This window comes from Pseudomonas nitroreducens NBRC 12694 (genome assembly GCF_002091755.1).
Taxonomy (GTDB): Bacteria; Pseudomonadota; Gammaproteobacteria; order Pseudomonadales; family Pseudomonadaceae; genus Pseudomonas; species Pseudomonas nitroreducens.
On the sequence record NZ_BDAI01000003.1, the window covers coordinates 553,995 to 570,373 of the forward strand.

15 protein-coding genes and 1 riboswitch are annotated in these 16,379 nt (G+C 63.0%); of the genes, 11 read left to right on the plus strand and 4 right to left on the minus strand.

Features of this window, described 5'->3' with window-relative positions; genetic code table 11:
- The first annotated feature begins 37 nt into the window (after positions 1-37).
- The 9 genes from groL to PNI01S_RS11720 all read left to right on the plus strand — a co-directional run bounded on the left by groL (position 38) and on the right by PNI01S_RS11720 (position 9,004).
- Positions 38-1,678 (plus strand): chaperonin GroEL, encoded by a 1,641-nt coding sequence (gene groL, locus PNI01S_RS11680; RefSeq protein ID WP_024764085.1) that lies wholly within the window; start codon positions 38-40, stop codon positions 1,676-1,678.
- A gap of 73 nt (positions 1,679-1,751) precedes the next feature.
- Positions 1,752-1,814: riboswitch (Fluoride riboswitch) on the plus strand.
- A gap of 64 nt (positions 1,815-1,878) precedes the next feature.
- Positions 1,879-2,262, plus strand: a complete 384-nt coding sequence (crcB, locus tag PNI01S_RS11685) for a fluoride efflux transporter CrcB (RefSeq protein WP_024764086.1) — start codon at positions 1,879-1,881, stop codon at positions 2,260-2,262.
- Between the two features lie 246 nt (positions 2,263-2,508).
- Positions 2,509-3,192, plus strand: coding sequence for a response regulator transcription factor (locus tag PNI01S_RS11690; protein ID WP_024764087.1), 684 nt, complete (start codon positions 2,509-2,511; stop codon positions 3,190-3,192).
- Complete coding sequence (locus PNI01S_RS11695; protein ID WP_024764088.1) at positions 3,182-4,456, plus strand: sensor histidine kinase; 1,275 nt, start codon at positions 3,182-3,184, stop codon at positions 4,454-4,456. The genes PNI01S_RS11690 and PNI01S_RS11695 overlap by 11 nt, the downstream gene beginning before the upstream one ends.
- A gap of 82 nt (positions 4,457-4,538) precedes the next feature.
- Complete coding sequence (locus tag PNI01S_RS11700; protein ID WP_024764089.1) at positions 4,539-5,210, plus strand: class I SAM-dependent methyltransferase; 672 nt, start codon at positions 4,539-4,541, stop codon at positions 5,208-5,210.
- Between the two features lie 3 nt (positions 5,211-5,213).
- Positions 5,214-5,918 carry a lipopolysaccharide kinase InaA family protein gene (locus PNI01S_RS11705; protein WP_037016334.1) on the plus strand — a complete coding sequence of 235 codons (705 nt, stop codon included), beginning with the start codon at positions 5,214-5,216 and terminating at the stop codon, positions 5,916-5,918.
- Positions 5,915-6,139 carry a hypothetical protein gene (locus PNI01S_RS11710; RefSeq protein WP_024764091.1) on the plus strand — a complete coding sequence of 75 codons (225 nt, stop codon included), beginning with the start codon at positions 5,915-5,917 and terminating at the stop codon, positions 6,137-6,139. The genes PNI01S_RS11705 and PNI01S_RS11710 overlap by 4 nt, the downstream gene beginning before the upstream one ends.
- Before the next feature lie 91 nt (positions 6,140-6,230).
- Positions 6,231-7,430, plus strand: a complete 1,200-nt coding sequence (pncB, locus tag PNI01S_RS11715; RefSeq protein WP_084358287.1) for a nicotinate phosphoribosyltransferase — start codon at positions 6,231-6,233, stop codon at positions 7,428-7,430.
- Positions 7,431-7,525: 95 nt separating this feature from the next.
- Positions 7,526-9,004 (plus strand): helicase HerA-like domain-containing protein, encoded by a 1,479-nt coding sequence (locus PNI01S_RS11720; protein ID WP_084358288.1) that lies wholly within the window; start codon positions 7,526-7,528, stop codon positions 9,002-9,004.
- A 61-nt stretch (positions 9,005-9,065) separates the two neighbouring features.
- On the opposite strand, the gene PNI01S_RS11725 is transcribed toward PNI01S_RS11720, so the two are convergent.
- The 4 genes from PNI01S_RS11725 to PNI01S_RS11740 form a co-directional block, all read right to left on the minus strand.
- A complete protein-coding gene (locus PNI01S_RS11725; protein ID WP_084358289.1) occupies positions 9,066-10,955 on the minus strand; it encodes a methyl-accepting chemotaxis protein in 1,890 nt (629 codons plus the stop codon).
- A gap of 373 nt (positions 10,956-11,328) precedes the next feature.
- Positions 11,329-13,224: a methyl-accepting chemotaxis protein gene (locus PNI01S_RS11730; RefSeq protein WP_084358290.1), complete on the minus strand. Its 1,896-nt coding sequence runs from the start codon at positions 13,222-13,224 to the stop codon at positions 11,329-11,331.
- A 122-nt stretch (positions 13,225-13,346) separates the two neighbouring features.
- A complete protein-coding gene (locus PNI01S_RS11735; protein WP_024764096.1) occupies positions 13,347-13,559 on the minus strand; it encodes a Flp family type IVb pilin in 213 nt (70 codons plus the stop codon).
- 76 nt (positions 13,560-13,635) lie between these two features.
- Positions 13,636-13,845, minus strand: a complete 210-nt coding sequence (locus PNI01S_RS11740; RefSeq protein WP_037006964.1) for a Flp family type IVb pilin — start codon at positions 13,843-13,845, stop codon at positions 13,636-13,638.
- A 358-nt stretch (positions 13,846-14,203) separates the two neighbouring features.
- Between PNI01S_RS11740 and cpaB the strand changes: the two genes are divergently transcribed.
- Positions 14,204-15,124 (plus strand): Flp pilus assembly protein CpaB, encoded by a 921-nt coding sequence (gene cpaB / locus PNI01S_RS11745; protein WP_084358291.1) that lies wholly within the window; start codon positions 14,204-14,206, stop codon positions 15,122-15,124.
- Between the two features lie 15 nt (positions 15,125-15,139).
- Positions 15,140-16,372: a type II and III secretion system protein family protein gene (locus tag PNI01S_RS11750; protein ID WP_084358292.1), complete on the plus strand. Its 1,233-nt coding sequence runs from the start codon at positions 15,140-15,142 to the stop codon at positions 16,370-16,372.
- Positions 16,373-16,379: the final 7 nt, after the last annotated feature.

A 16,379-nucleotide genomic window follows, 5' to 3' on the forward strand; every position in this document is an offset into this window, starting at 1 on the left:
CCACTCCCCACCGAATTCGATTTAGAGGAAACAGAACATGGCTGCCAAAGAAGTTAAGTTCGGCGATTCCGCTCGCAAGAAAATGCTGGTCGGCGTAAACGTCCTGGCCGACGCGGTTAAAGCGACCCTCGGCCCGAAAGGCCGCAACGTCATCCTGGACAAGAGCTTCGGTGCTCCGACCATCACCAAGGACGGCGTTTCCGTCGCCAAGGAAATCGAACTCAAAGACAAGTTCGAGAACATGGGCGCCCAACTGGTGAAAGACGTTGCCTCCAAGGCCAACGACGCTGCCGGTGACGGCACCACCACCGCTACCGTTCTGGCCCAGGCCATCGTCAACGAAGGCCTGAAAGCCGTCGCTGCCGGCATGAACCCGATGGACCTCAAGCGCGGCATCGACAAGGCCACCGTGGCCATCGTTGCTCAGCTCAAGGACCTGGCCAAGCCGTGCGCCGACACCAAGGCCATTGCCCAGGTCGGCACCATCTCCGCCAACTCCGACGACTCCATCGGCAACATCATTGCCGAAGCCATGGAAAAAGTCGGCAAAGAAGGCGTGATCACCGTTGAAGAAGGCTCGGGCCTGGAAAACGAACTGTCCGTCGTAGAAGGCATGCAGTTCGACCGTGGCTACCTGTCCCCCTACTTCATCAACAAGCCGGACACCATGGTTGCCGAGCTCGACGGCCCGCTGCTGCTGCTGGTCGACAAGAAAATCTCGAACATCCGCGAAATGCTGCCGGTCCTGGAAGCCGTTGCCAAAGCCGGCCGTCCGCTGCTGATCGTGGCTGAAGACGTCGAAGGCGAAGCCCTGGCTACCCTGGTCGTCAACAACATGCGTGGCATCGTGAAAGTCGCAGCCGTCAAGGCTCCGGGCTTCGGCGACCGCCGCAAGGCCATGCTGCAGGACATCGCCATCCTGACCGGCGGTACCGTCATCTCCGAAGAAGTCGGTCTGAGCCTGGAAGGCGCCACCCTGGAGCACCTGGGTAACGCCAAGCGCGTCGTACTGAGCAAGGAAAACACCACCATCATCGATGGCGCTGGCGCTCAGGCCGACATCGAAGCTCGCGTCCTGCAGATCCGCAAGCAGGTCGAAGAGACTTCCTCCGACTACGACCGTGAGAAGCTGCAAGAGCGTCTGGCCAAGCTGGCCGGCGGTGTTGCCGTGATCAAGGTTGGCGCTGCCACCGAAGTCGAGATGAAAGAGAAGAAAGCCCGCGTTGAAGACGCCCTGCACGCTACCCGTGCTGCGGTCGAGGAAGGCGTGGTTCCTGGCGGCGGCGTCGCTCTGGTTCGTGCTCTGCAAGCCATCGAAGGCCTGAAGGGCGACAACGAAGACCAGAACGTCGGTATCGCCCTGCTGCGTCGCGCTGTCGAAGCTCCGCTGCGCCAGATCGTTGCCAACTCCGGTGACGAGCCGAGCGTGGTGGTCGACAAGGTCAAGCAAGGCTCGGGCAACTACGGCTACAACGCTGCTACCGGCGTGTACGGCGACATGATCGAGATGGGTATCCTCGATCCGGCCAAAGTCACCCGTTCGGCCCTGCAAGCCGCTGCTTCCATCGGCGGCCTGATGGTCACCACCGAGGCCATGGTTGCCGAAGTGGCTGACGACAAGGCTGCTCCGGCCATGCCGGACATGGGCGGCATGGGTGGCATGGGCGGCATGATGTAAGCCACCCGGCACCTGCTGTAAGAAAAAGCCCCGCCTAGGCGGGGCTTTTTCATGGGCGCGGGTTGTGCCAGACTGCGGTGCAGGAGATGGCATTCCTCCTTCAACCGCCCTTGTGGCTGATGATGCCTACGCATTGACCTGGAAAGGCGCGTAGGCGTTCGCCTGCAGCCTGTCCAAGACACTTTTCCCAGGACAGGACCATGTGGAAATCCATTCTTGCCGTCTCTCTCGGAGCCGCCCTCGGTGCACTGCTGCGCTGGGTGCTCGGGCTCAAGCTCAACACCCTCCTGCCTTCCATGCCACCGGGCACGGTGGTCGCCAACCTGGTTGGCGGCTATATCATCGGCGCGGCCATCGCCTTCTTCGCCAACACGCCGGGCGTGGCGCCGGAATGGCGGTTACTGATCATCACCGGCTTCTGCGGTGGTCTCACCACATTCTCGACCTTCTCCGCCGAAGTCGTCATGTTGCTGCAGCAGGGCCGCCTGGCCTGGGCGATGGGTACAGTCGCCACGCACCTGGCCGGTTCTCTGTTGATGACCCTGGCCGGGCTCTGGTCGGTGAACTGGATGATGGGCCGTTAAGCGACCGCTGATAGTGATGCCTCGGCAAGAATGAACGGGACCCCGTTGGGGTGCTTCCCCCTGCAGGATCGCAACGACAGCCTAAGGACCGCCAGTGGCTGCTGGATATCCAGCGCTACGAGCACGATGGACTCCGGGTGTGCGCTGCTATCTTGAGAATGCGATGAAGTGTGAAAAAACCGTCAAAGGCGCTTAAGTTCCATTTAAGCCAGTTAGGCTAGAGTGCTGTTCGCGAAAGGAGAGCACATGCGCATTCTGTTGGTTGAAGACAATCGGGACATTCTGGCCAATATGGCCGACTACCTGGGCCTGAAGGGCTACACGGTGGATTGCGCCCAGGACGGCCTGTCCGGATTGCACCTGGCGGCGACCTCCCATTACGACCTGATCGTACTGGACGTCATGCTGCCGGGGTTGGACGGTTTCACACTGTGCCGTCGGCTGCGCGAAGACGCGCGCCGCGACACGCCGGTGATCATGCTCACCGCCCGTGACCAGTTGGACGACCGCCTGCAGGGCTTCCGCTCGGGCGCCGACGATTACCTGCTCAAGCCCTTCGCGCTGTCCGAGCTGGCCGCTCGCATCGAAGCGGTGCTGCGCCGCAGCCAGGGTGGTGGTCGTCGCGAGTTGCAGGTCGCCGATCTGAGCTACAACCTCGATACCCTCGAAGTGAACCGTGCCGGCAAACCGCTGAAACTCAATCCCATCGGTCTCAAGCTGCTGGCGGTGCTGATGCAGAAGAGCCCGCACGTCGTGCGACGCGATGTGCTCGAGGAAGCCGTCTGGGGCGACGACTGCCCGGACAGCGACAGCCTTCGCAGCCACGTGCACCAGCTTCGCCAAGTGATCGACAAGCCCTTCGCATCCTCCCTGCTGCATACGGTCCACGGTGTCGGCTACAAGCTGGCAGAGGAAACGCATGGAGTATAAGCAGAGCCTTTCCCGCCGGATTGTCTTTGCCTTCGTACTCATGACCGCCGCCGTCGGCGGCCTGTTCTCGGTGGGAATCGTCGGCGTCGTTCACATCGTCGAGGAGCGCCTGATTTCCCGCGACCTGGGTGGCGAACTGGATCGCATCATCAATGAGGACCTGGGCAACGGCCAGGCTCCCAAACTCGATCCGGGCATGCGTTTCTTCATCAGCGACGGCGTGGGCGTCTACGCCATGCCACCGGCACTGCGTCGGCTGGATGAGGGGTTCCACGAAGTCTTCGATGGGGAGTTGTCCTTCCATGCGCTGGCGCGCGATGTCGATGGTCGCCGCTTCGTCCTGCTGCAGGACCAGAGCGACTTCGAAGCACGCGAGCAGATTCTCTACGCGGCCGTGGTCACCGGCTATGTCCTGAGCCTGGCTTTGTCCGGGGTCCTGGGCTGGCTGCTGGCGCGCAAGGTCATGGAGCCGGTTGCACGCCTGGCGCGGCAGGTCCGGCATCGCGACCAGTTGCTCGAGCTGGCGCCGCCCATGTCGCCGGATTACGCCAACGACGAAGTGGGTGAGCTGGCGGCGGCTTTCGATTACGCCATGGGGCGGCTGCACGACGTGCTGACTCGGGAAAAGCTCTTCACCAGCGATGTCAGTCATGAATTGCGTACGCCACTGATGGTGATCGCCACCAGCTGCGAGCTGTTGGCAGAGGAGCCGGGGCTCAGCGCGCGGGCTCGTGCTCAACTGGCGCGCATGAACAGTGCCTGCGAGGAAATGCGCGATCTGGTGCAGACCTTCCTCATGCTGGCCAGGGCCCAGCGCAAGGACATGGCCATCGTTTCGCAGGCCGGGCTGCGGCAGATCGGGGATGAATTGGTAGCGCAGTGGCGTGGCCCGATCGAAGCGAAAGGTTTGACGCTGGTATACGAGGCAAACCAGGAGATGCCCGGGCAATTCAACGCGCCGTTCCTGCGCTCGGTGATGAGCAATTTATTGCGCAATGCCATGCATTACACCGAAAGCGGCAGCATCCGCTTACAACTTGGGCCGAACGGATTCTGGGTCGAAGACACCGGCGCCGGTATCCCGGAAGAACAGCGAGAACGGGTCTTCCAACCGTTCGTTCGAGGCCAGAACCCGCGTGGTGAGGGGCTTGGGCTCGGGTTGTCGCTGGTCAAGCGGATCTGCGCCTCCGAAGGCTGGGACGTCACGCTGCGTCCCGCGGAACCCCACGGCTGCCGCTTCGAAGTTCGCCTAGCCGTAGTTTGACAAAATCTTCACAAGTGCATGACCCGGCTGTGACAGGCTGATTTGTATCGTTCGCCCTGAATTCGGGAAAGGTAATAATCCGATGACTGAAAAACCCGTCAACCTGGAGTTCTCCCAGAAGTACGACCGCCAGCATGCGCAGCGTTACCTGCGCAAGCACCAGGCCGGACTGTCCCGGAAACTTTCCCATTGGCGCGATGTCCAGATAGCTCGCCAGGCACTCAAGCTTGCCGGCCAGCCTAACCTGGTACTCGACCTGCCATGTGGCGCCGGACGCTTCTGGCCGATGCTGGCCGAGAAGGAGAACCGGGTGATCATCGGGGCGGACAATTCGCCTGACATGATCGCCGTGGCCTGCGCCGGTCAACCGAATGAGGTTGTCAAACGCGTTCGACCTTTGCAGACTTCGGCGTTTGCCATTGATCTGCCGGACAACGCCGTCGATAGCATCTTCTCGATGCGTCTGATGCACCACATCGGCGAATCTGATGATCGTTTGACGATGTTGCGCGAATTTCACCGCGTAAGTCGCGATTCGGTGATCCTGTCGCTGTGGGTCGATGGCAACTTCAAGTCCTGGAAACGCGCGCGCGCCGAGTCGACCCGCAAGAAACACGCCTACCAGAACCGCTTCGTGATTCCCGCCAAGACCATCGAGGCGGAGTTCCGCCAGGCCGGTTTCAAGGTCCAGGATCACATTGATTTCGTCCCGCTCATCCATATGTGGCGGGTCTACATTCTGCGTAAGGAGTGATGGATGGCCGTTGATCTGGCTTCGCTGCAGCAAATTTCCGGTGAGAACGCCATCGACCGTTGGCTCCAGGTGCCCGGCAAATGGGTCGAGGAACCCAACCGTCGGCGCGGCGGCGAAAGTGGCGTGCAGCGAGTCCTGACTTCCGACGGCCGTATGCTCTACCGCAAACAGCAGATGGGGCATATCTACCGTGACCTGCTGCATCCCTTCGGCTACCCGACCGCCATTCGCGAGCGTAACGCCCTCAAGGCCGCCGAGGCGCTGGGCGTTAAAGTGCCGACCCTGGTCTATGCCGGTTGCCGCAAGGTGGATGGCGAATGGCAGGCGCTGCTGGTGACCGAATCCCTGGATGGTTTTACCAGCCTCGAAGACTGTTACGCCCGCGGCGACCAGGATCGCTGGGGTGAAGCCCTGCACCAAAGAATTCTGCAACATTACGGCAGTACCCTTGCAAAACTTAACGCCGGCCGCTGGCAACACGGCTGCCTCTACCTCAAGCACGTGTTCGTGAAGGTGGACGGCGAGAAGATCGAAGTGGCTCTGATTGACATGGAAAAAGCTCGCCAGCGCTTCAGCGCTCAGCGTGCTGCGCGTCATGATCTTCGCCAGGTGAAACGCCGCTCGTCGTGGACTGAGGCGCAATGGCAGGCCTTTGTCTATGGTTACCAAGCGGCGTTTGGCAGCGCCATCAAAGGGTTGCAGACATGAAGTTAGAAATTACGCGAGGTTTGCTCCTCGTTGGCGCGCTCGGGGTGGCAACCCTGGCGGCGGCGGCCTGGCATGAGCCGGGGCCTTCGGTCATCACCGGAAAAGGTGGCTTGGACAGCTGCCCCATCCCGCCCAACCTGCGCGCCAAGCAACAGGACATCCGCCCGGACGATGACCTGCTGCTTTTCCTCTTCGGGATGTCGCAGAGCAAAGCACGCTGATTTCTGATTCGAACTCAAAACCCCGCCTCGGCGGGGTTTTTTGTGGGCGGCCGGTTTAGACTGCCGATTCGAAGCCTGCAATGAGACGAGCATGAGCGACAGCGCATTTTCCCGGCGGATCGTGCAGAACCTGCTGGATACCGATTTCTACAAGCTGAGCATGATGCAGGCAGTGCTGCACAACTACCCCAACGCCGAGGTGGAGTGGGAGTTCCGTTGCCGCAATGAAGAGGATCTGCGCTCCTATCTGGATCCGCTGCGCGAGCAGATCGAGCGCCTGGTGGAGCTTTCCTTCGCGCCGCAGGACCTGGCCTTCCTCGAGCGCATCCCGTTCTTCAAGCCGGACTTCATCCGCTTCCTTGGCCTTTTCCGCTTCAACCCCAACTACGTCCGACTGGGTGTGGAGAATGAGGAGCTGTACCTGCGGCTCAAGGGCCCATGGCTGCACGTGATCCTCTTTGAAGTACCGCTGCTGGCAATCATCAGCGAAGTGCGCAACCGACATCGCCATCCGGGCGCCACGCTGACGATGGTCCGCGAGCGGCTGCAGGAAAAGTTCGACTGGTTGCGCGGGGAGGCCGGCGCGGAAGAACTGGCCGGCTTCAAGATGGCCGACTTCGGCACTCGCCGACGCTTCTCCTACCCGGTGCAGAAGGCGGTGGTGCGGGACTTGCGCGACGGCTTCCCGGGGCATTTCGTCGGCACCAGCAACGTTCACCTGGCGCGCGAGCTGGGCGTCAAGCCGCTGGGCACCATGGCGCACGAATGGCTGATGGCGCACCAGCAGCTCGGCCCTCGGTTGATCGACAGCCAGGCCGCCGCGCTGGACGCCTGGGTGCGCGAGTACCGTGGACAACTGGGCATCGCCCTGACCGACTGCATCACCATGGATGCCTTCCTGGCGGACTTCGACCTGTACTTCGCCAAGCTCTTCGACGGCCTGCGCCACGACTCGGGCGACCCGCTGGAATGGGCGGAAAAGGCTATCCGGCACTACGAGCGGCTGGGCATCGACCCGCAGACCAAGACGCTGGTGTTCTCCGATGGCCTCAACCTGCCGCGTGCCCTGGAAATCTATCGCTCGTTACGCGAGCGCATCGACGTCAGCTTCGGCATCGGCACGCATTTCACCTGCGATGTGCCGGGCGTGCAGCCAATGAACATCGTGCTGAAAATGACCGCCTGCAATGGCCATCCGGTGGCGAAGATCTCAGACGCGCCAGGCAAGACCCAGTGCAAGGACGAGAACTTCCTTCGCTACCTCAAGCACGTCTTCAAAGTACCGGGGTAGCCGATTGCGCGGCGCGCCGGGACGCGCCACTCTTGCTCAAGCACTCATCGCGACAGGCTTGCTGGCGCGACAGGCCCACTGAAGGGGAACAACGGATGTCAGCCACGAACGAACTCATCATCGGCGCGGGTCCCGACGGGCAGCCGGTCGGCCAGTCCTGGAAGCTCGCCAACCGCCACGGCCTGATCGCCGGCGCCACCGGCACCGGCAAGACGGTGACCCTGCAGCACCTCGCCGAGTCTTTCAGCGATGCGGGTATTGCGGTGTTCGCTGCGGACATCAAGGGTGACCTGTGTGGTATCGCCGCCGCCGGTAATCCCCAGGGCAAGGTGGCCGAGCGCATCGCCAGCATGCCGTGGCTGAACTACAAGCCCCAGGCCTACCCGGTCAGCATCTGGGACGTGGCCGGCAAGACCGGTCACCCGCTGCGCACCACGCTGTCGGAGATGGGCCCGCTGTTGCTGTCCAACCTGCTGGAACTGACCGAGAGTCAGCAGGCCGCGCTGTTCGCCGCGTTCAAGGTGGCTGATCGCGAAGGCCTGCTGCTGCTCGACCTGAAGGACCTCAAGGCGCTGCTCAACCACTTCAAGGAACACCCGGAAGTGCTCGGCGAAGACCGAGCGCTGTTCACCGCGGCTTCGTCCCAGGCGCTGCTGCGGCGCCTGGCGCTGCTGGAGCAGCAGGGTGCCGAGGACTTCTTCGGCGAACCGGCACTGCAACTCGAAGACCTGCTGCGCCCCGAGGCCGATGGTCGCGGGCGCATCCACTTGCTGGATGCCAGCAAGCTGGTACACGACGCGCCCAAGGTTTATGCCACCTTCCTGCTCTGGCTGCTCGCCGAGCTGTTCGAACAACTGCCCGAGCGCGGCGATGCGGACAAGCCGATCCTCGCGCTGTTCTTCGACGAGGCGCACCTGCTGTTCAACGGCACGCCCAAGGCTTTGCAGGACCGCCTGGAGCAGGTGGTGCGGCTGATCCGCTCCAAGGGCGTGGGCGTGTACTTCGTCACCCAGTCGCCCAGTGACCTGCCGGACGACGTGCTGGCGCAACTGGGCCTGCGCATCCAGCACGGCCTGCGTGCCTTCACGGCCAAGGAGCAGAAATCCCTGCGCGCGGTGGCTGATGGCTTCCGCCCGAACCCGGCGTTCGACACCCTGAATGTGCTCACCGAACTGGGCATCGGCGAGGCGCTGGTTGGCACGCTGGAAGAGAAGGGCACTCCTGCAATGGTCGAGCGCGTGGCCGTTGCGCCGCCGCAGTCGCGCATTGGCCCGCTGACCGATGCCGAGCGTGCGGACGTCATCCGTCGCTCGCCGCTGGCCGGGCGTTATGACCAGCCGATCGACCGCGAGTCTGCCTACGAAAAGCTCACCGGCCGCGCCGACGACAAGATGGCGCCGACGCAGGGGAAGGAAGAGAAGGGCACCGACTTCGGCGGTATGGCCGGCGAGATCCTCGGTTCCCTGGCCAGCCAGGTCAGCAAGACCGTGGTGCGCCAGGCGGCGAACCAGATCGGCCGGCAACTGGTGCGAGGGCTGATGGGCGCGCTGTTGGGCGGTAGCAAGCGGCGGTAGACCTCATTTCGATGCACACCCAAAAGGCGCCTGAAGGCGCCTTTCTTGTTTTCCGCTGCAGTCAGATGCGGAAGCTATCCACCAGGTGCCGCAGGCGGCCGGCCTGGTTCTCCAGGTCGGCGCAGGCGCGCAGGGTGGCCTGCAGGTTCTCCACGCCTTCCTGGTTGAGGGTGTTGATCTCGGTGATGTCCATGTTCAGCGAGTCGACCACGGCGGTCTGCTCTTCGGTGGCTGTCGCCACGGACTGGTTCATCGAGTCGATCTCGCCGATGCGGTGGGTGACGCTGGCCAGGCGCTCGCCGGCGCGATTGGCGATCTCCACACTTTCCAAGCTGTAGCGCTGGCTTTCGGTCATGGTGTCCACGGCTTCGCGGGCGCCGACCTGCAGTTCCTCGATCATCTTCTGAATCTGCTGGGCCGATTCCTGGGCGCGGTGGGCGAGGTTACGGACCTCGTCCGCCACTACCGCGAAACCACGACCGGCTTCACCGGCACGAGCGGCTTCGATAGCAGCGTTGAGAGCCAGCAGGTTGGTCTGCTCGGAGATGCCTTTGATCACCTCCAGAATCTGCCCGATGTTCACCGTGCGGCTGTTCAGCGCCTCGATGTTGGCGCAGGCCGAGCTGATCTTGTCGGACAGCAGGTTCATTGCGCTGATGGTCTGTTCGACTACCTGGCGGCCGTCGCCGGCCTGGTGCGAGGCGTCGGTGGCGTGGTGCGAGGCGTCGGCGGCGTTACGGGCGATTTCCTGGGCGGCGGCGCCCAGTTCGTTGATCGCGGCGGCGACGCTGTTGGTGCGGTTGGATTGCTCGTCGGAGTTGCTCATGGAGGAGTTGGAGGCATTCACTACCAACTGCGAAACGTCGTGCAACTGGCGCGCGGTGGAGGCCACCTCACGGATGGATTCGTGAATACGTTCGACGAAGCGGTTGAAGGCATTGCCCAGTACGCCGAACTCGTCGTTGCTGGCGACCTTCAGGCGCTTGGTCAGGTCGCCTTCGCCCTGGGCGATATCTTCCATGGCGCGGCCCATGGTGGTCAGCGGCTGCATCAGCACGCGGATCAGCATGCCCAGCAGGAGCAGGATGGCGACGATGGCGATGGCCGCGGCAACGATGGCCGAGGCGCGGAACTTGCTCAGCATGGAGTAGGCGGCGTCTTTGTCGATGGACAGGCCGATATACCAGTTCACCGACGGCAGGCCCTTCACCTGGGTGAAGCTGAGGATGCGCGTCTGGCCGTTGAGCTCGGCCTCGCTGAAGCCGCCGCCGATCTTCGGGGTGTTCTGCGGGTAGATGTCGGCCAGGGACTTCATGATGAAGTTCTTGTCCGGGTGCACCAGGATCTTGCCGTCGCCGCTGACCAGGAAGGCGTAGCCCATGCCGCTGAAGTCCAGCGAGTTGATGATCTGCACCAGGGTTTGCAGGCCAAGGTCACCACCGACCACTCCCAGGGTCTTGCCGCCGGCCCGGGCGGGGGTGGCGACGGTCATGATCAGTTCCTGGGTGGCGGCGTCGATGTACGGCTCGGTCAACGTGGTGCCGCCAGCGGCGACGGCATCCTTGTACCAGGGACGGGTGCGCGGGTCGTAACCGTCAGGCATGGCGCTGTTGGGGCGCATGGTGAAGGTGCCGTCTTCCTGGCCCAGGTAGGTGAAGTTGAAGGTCTTGCGCAGGGTGTCCTGTTCCAGCTGGGCGGCCAGGTGCTCCGGCGCGCTGTCGCGCGCCAGGGTCTGGGCGGTGCTCTCGATCAGCAGGATCCGGCCGCTGAGCCAGTTCTGGATGTTGCTGGCGCTCACGTCACCCATTTCCCGCAGGTAATCCTCGAGGTCTTCGCGGATCGCGTTGCGCTGCAGGTAGTCGTTGTAAAGGGTGAAGAGGGCGAATGCCGAGAAAACCACAAGAGAAGCGGCCAGGAGGATCTTATGGCTGAATTTCAGGCTCTTGATCATGCTGCGTCGAGTCCGGAAGTAGAGGGATGCCAGAACGGCGTTGGTCCGGGGCGACAGGTCCGATGTCGCCGCAGGGCGCCCGTTCCCGTGGTGTGAAACGGACGGCGCCGGCACGGCGGGTAGCCGGGCGGGCTTGGCCGGAACTCCCTTGTCCCGGCAGTGAAGACAGGCCCGGTTTGTTGGTTGCTATCAAAGGCCTTCACCCTTGATTTCGGCGTGGTCGGGGGAAGCTTGAAAGAGTCGGACGAACGGTAGGTGTGGCTCTGTGGCGGGTGTTTCAGTGGTGATACAGGTGGTGGCAGGCCTCCTGCAGGAGCGAGCTTACTCGCGAACAAAAAAGGCGCCCGTAGGCGCCTTTTTCGTTTCGCCGTAATCAGATGCGGAAGCTGTCCACCAGGTGGCGCAGGCGGCCGGCCTGGTTCTCCAGGTCGGCGCAGGCGCGCAGGGTGGCCTGCAGGTTTTCCACGCCTTCCTGGTTCAGCGTGTTGATCTCGGTGATGTCCATGTTCAGCGAGTCGACCACGGCGGTCTGTTCCTCGGTGGCAGTGGCGACCGACTGGTTCATCGAATCGATCTCGCCGATACGGTGGGTCACGCTGGCCAGGCGTTCGCCGGCGCGGTTGGCGATCTCCACGCTTTCCAGGCTGTAGCGCTGGCTTTCGGTCATGGTGTCCACGGCTTCACGGGCGCCGACCTGCAGCTCCTCGATCATCTTCTGGATTTCCTGCGCGGACTCCTGGGCGCGGTGCGCCAGGTTGCGCACTTCATCCGCCACCACGGCAAAGCCGCGGCCGGCTTCACCAGCACGAGCGGCTTCGATGGCGGCGTTTAGAGCCAGCAGGTTGGTCTGCTCGGAGATGCCTTTGATCACTTCCAGAATCTGGCCGATGTTCACCGTACGGCTGTTCAGCGCCTCGATGTTGGCGCAGGCCGAGCTGATCTTGTCGGACAGCAGGTTCATCGCGCTGATGGTCTGCTCGACTACCTGGCGGCCGTCGCCGGCCTGGTGCGAGGCGTCGGTGGCGTGGTGCGAGGCGTCGGCGGCATTGCGGGCGATTTCCTGGGCGGCGGCGCCCAGCTCGTTGATGGCGGCGGCGACGCTGTTGGTGCGGTTGGATTGCTCGTCGGAGTTGCTCATCGATGAGTTGGAGGCGTTCACCACCAGCTGCGAAACGTCGTGCAGGCTGCGCGCAGTCGAAGCCACTTCACGGATCGATTCGTGGATACGCTCCACGAAACGGTTGAAGGCGTTGGCCAGCACGCCGAATTCGTCATTGCTGGCGACTTGCAGACGCTTGGTCAGGTCACCGTCGCCCTGGGCGATGTCCTGCATGGCGCGGCCCATGTCGGTCAGCGGCGCCATCAGCACGCGGATCAGCATGCCCAGCAGGAACAGGATGGCGACGATGGCGATCACGGTGGCGATGATCGCGGTGTTACGGAAGTCGCTCAGCATTGCGTAAGCGGAGTCCTTGTTGAGCACCAGCGCAACGTACCAGGTCACGCCCGGCAGGCCTTTCACCGGGGTCATCGACACCAGTTGCTCCTCGCCGTTGATGCTGACTTCCTGCACACCCGGCTGCACCTTCGGCGCACCTTGCGGGTAGACCTCGCCGAGGGATTTGAAGATCTGGCTGCTGTCCGGGTGCAGGAGAATCTTGCCGGCGTCGCTGACCAGGAAGGCGTAGCCGTCGCCGTCGAATTTCAGCGAGTTGATGATCGCGGTGATGGTTTCCAGCTTCATGTCGCCGGCGGCCACACCCACCAGTTGGCCGTTGCGCATGACCGGCATGGACATGGCGAGGATCTGCTCGTTGGTGCCGGCATCGAGGAAGGGCTCGGTGACGATCAGCCGGCCGGCGGCCACGGCGTCCTTGTACCAGCCGCGGGTGCGCGGGTCGTAGCCGTCGGGCATCGGCGCATAGGGGCGCATGGTGAACACGCCGCTGGCGGCTTCACCCAGGTAGACCGATTCGAAGTTCTTCTGGAACACCGCCTGTTCCAGCACGTGCTGGATGCGCTCGGGCGTTGGTTCGCCATCGGCCAGCTGCGCGGCTTCGGCCTCGACCAACTGGATGCGGCCTTCCAGCCAGCTCTGGATGTTGCTGGCGGTCAGGCTGCCGACTTCGGTGAGATAGGACTCGGTGTCGGAGTGGATCGCCTCGCGCTGGCGGAAGTCGTTGAAGAGGATGAAGCAGGCGAAGGCGAAGGTGACGACGAGGGAGGCTGCCAGGAGGATCTTCCTGGAGAAGGACAGCGAGCGAAGCATGGGCAAAGCATCCTGCAGGTGGAACAAGGGTTAGGCAGGATGTATCGGCTGTCTAGCGCGGGACTTTAGCGGGGAATATCTGAAACGGAGCGACAGTGTTCCGCTCCGTTCCAGCATCTGACTCAGGTAGCGCCAATCGCGTTACGGATGATGTCCATCAGAGCGCCAACGCGGGTACCGATGGGAGTGGCGGCCAGTATGACGGCGATGGATATAAGCCCGGCGATAACGGCGTATTCGATCGCCGTAGCACCTTCGCGATCCAGGGCAAAAGTTCGGGCACGGCGGTAAAGGCGTCGAATCAGCGAAGGGATATCGAGGTCTCGGCTTTCCATGACTGAATCCTCTGAGGCGAACAGCAATGGCGAGGCTTTGCTTAGCCTCGCCCGATACCAAAAGCTCCAGTACGGGTCAGGCTGCGCCGATGGCAGTCTTGATTGTATTCATCAGTACGCCGATGCGCGCACCAATGGGCGTCGCTGCGGTGAGCACCGCAATGGAAATAAGCCCGGCGATGACCGCGTATTCAATCGCGGTGGCCCCTTCGCGGTCACGCAGGAAGGACTTGGCTTTGCTGAGGATATTCTTCGAAAGTTGTTTTGCTGAGGTTTTGATCTTCATGGCCGTCGCTCCGTGCACGCCCGACTACAAACAGGGCGGTTGCCCTGACTTCATCGTCAGGCTAGGCGCAGTGTGGCCGAATGCAATTGATCAAATAGCGCTAATACCAAAGTTATAGTTACGGATAAGTATAACTAACTGGAGATTGGAAATTTGCAGTTAGCATTTGACGCTATTACCGCAGCTACTAAATTCTGCTTTGGAACAAGTAGAGCCTGATTATCAGGAAAGGTTCTTATCGAACTTTCCTGTTCGGCCGAAATAACAATAAAGGTCTGAAGGATGTACTCCGGCAGGCATTTGTTTCGCGGAGTCGGGCCGGCGGCACGACTTCCCACTTGTGCACAAGGATGGGTTCATGAATAGCAAGGTGCTGATGGTATTCGCCGGGCTGTTGTTGGTGTGCGCAGGGGTAGTGGGTTACCTCGGGCTACAGATCGGCAAGCCGGCTCAGCCGGCAGTGGGTGTGGTCCAGGACATGGCGCCCGCGGCAGTGGCCGAGGCCGACAAGCTGCAACGCACGCCGGTGGTCGTCGCCGCACGCGATCTGCCGGCGCTGGCGGTCATCGGCAAGGAAGATCTGGCCGTCGAGCAGCTGCGCACCGCGCCCAGTGGAAGTTTCCCCAAGCCTGAAGCGCTGATCGGCCAGCGCGTCTGGGTCGCGGTGCCGGCCGGCAGCATCATTTCCTCCTCGATCACCGAACCGGGCGGGCCGCTGGCGCGGACTATCCGCCCTGACGAGCGCGCCATGGCCATCGCGGTAGACGAAGTCATCGGCGGCGGCGGCTTTGTCCTGCCCGGCGACTATGTCGATGTGATGCTCTTCGTCCAGGACCAGCAGACCGGCGAGCGCAACGTCAGCGCCCAGGTGGTGCTGCCCGGCGTGCGCGTGCTCACCTACGGCGAGCAGATTGCCGTGGCGAAGGATGGCCAGGCGCGCAACGCCGGCGACCCCAAGGACCAGACTCCGCGCCCGCCGCGCACTGCCGTGCTGGCCGTGCCGGCCGAGGCCACCTCTCGGCTGATGCTGGCCAGCCAGGCCGGCTCATTGCGCCTGGCAGTGCGCAGCAAGGACGAAAAGCTCTACGAGAAGGAACAGGAGGGCCGCTACCTCCAGGCCTCCCTGGGAACGGGCAGCAGCCAGCCGATCACCCTCGAACAACTGATCGGCAAGCCGCGGCCGACCACGGCGCCTGCCACTCGCCAGATTTCCGCGCCGGCGGTGAGCCAGGGCGTGGTGGTCTATCGCGGTACCGAAGTCACCCGTGAAGCACATTGAGCAAGGAGTGCATCGATGTCCAAGCGCTTCATTCTGTCCCTCGCCGCCCTGCTGGCCTGCGCCGCTCACTCCACTGCGCAGGCCGTGCCCAGCGCCTGCGCCGGGCTTGCCGGCCAGCAGCTGAATCTCGATGTGGAGCAGGGCGCCCAGCGCGACCAGCAGCTCCCGGTGCCGATCAAGCGCCTGGCCATCGGCGACCCGAACATCGCCGACGTGCAGGTGCTGGACAAGCGTGACTTCCTCATCACCGGCAAGGCCGAAGGCCTCACCAGCCTGCTGATCTGGACTACCTGCGGCGACCAGCCGCTGCGCAGCGTGGTGCGCGTGGGCGGCCGTGCAGTCGGCGATGTCGCCGGTGCAGCGGGCGTGGCCGCCAGCGGCCTGCCCAACCAGGTGCAGACCGACATCCGCTTCGTCGAAGTCAGCCGCAGCAAGCTCAAGCAGGCGAGCACGTCGCTGGTGCGGCGCGGTTCCAACACCTTTGTACTCGGTGCGCCGGGCAGCCTGGGAAACCTCGAGGTTGGCGTCGACGGCGGCCTGGGCGGCAACTTCGGCACCAACCAGAGCGGCTTCAACATCATCTGGGGCGGTGGCAGCAGCAAGTGGCTGGGCTTCATCAATGCCCTGGAAGGCAGCGGCTTCGCCTACACCCTGGCGCGCCCCAGCCTGGTCGCCACCAGCGGACAGAGCGCATCGTTCCTGGCCGGGGGCGAGTTCCCGATCCCGGTGCCCAATGGCGATAACAACAACATCACCATCGAGTACAAGGAATTCGGCGTGCGCCTGACGCTGACGCCCACGGTGATGAACGACAAGCGCATCGCCCTGAAGGTCGCCCCCGAGGTCAGCGAGCTGGACTTCTCCAACGGCATCCGCACCGCCGACATCACCGTGCCGGCACTCAACGTTCGCCGCACCGACACCAGCGTGATGCTCGCCGACGGCGAGAGCTTCGTGATCAGCGGCCTGATCAGCAGCAACACCATCAGCAACATCGACAAGTTTCCGTTCCTGGGCAGCATCCCGGTGATCGGCGCGCTGTTCCGTTCCTCGAACCTGGACAAGGACGACCGCGAACTGCTGATGATCGTCACCCCGCACCTGGTCCAGCCGCTGGCCGCCAATGCTGCACTGCCGAGCCTGCCAGGCGAGGGCCTGCGCAACTATGACCCGGGCTTCGCGGAGTTCTACTTCCTCGAAGACGGCCGGTTCGACCGGCGCAAGGCCAACAGCGGGATGTCGCGCTGATGGATAC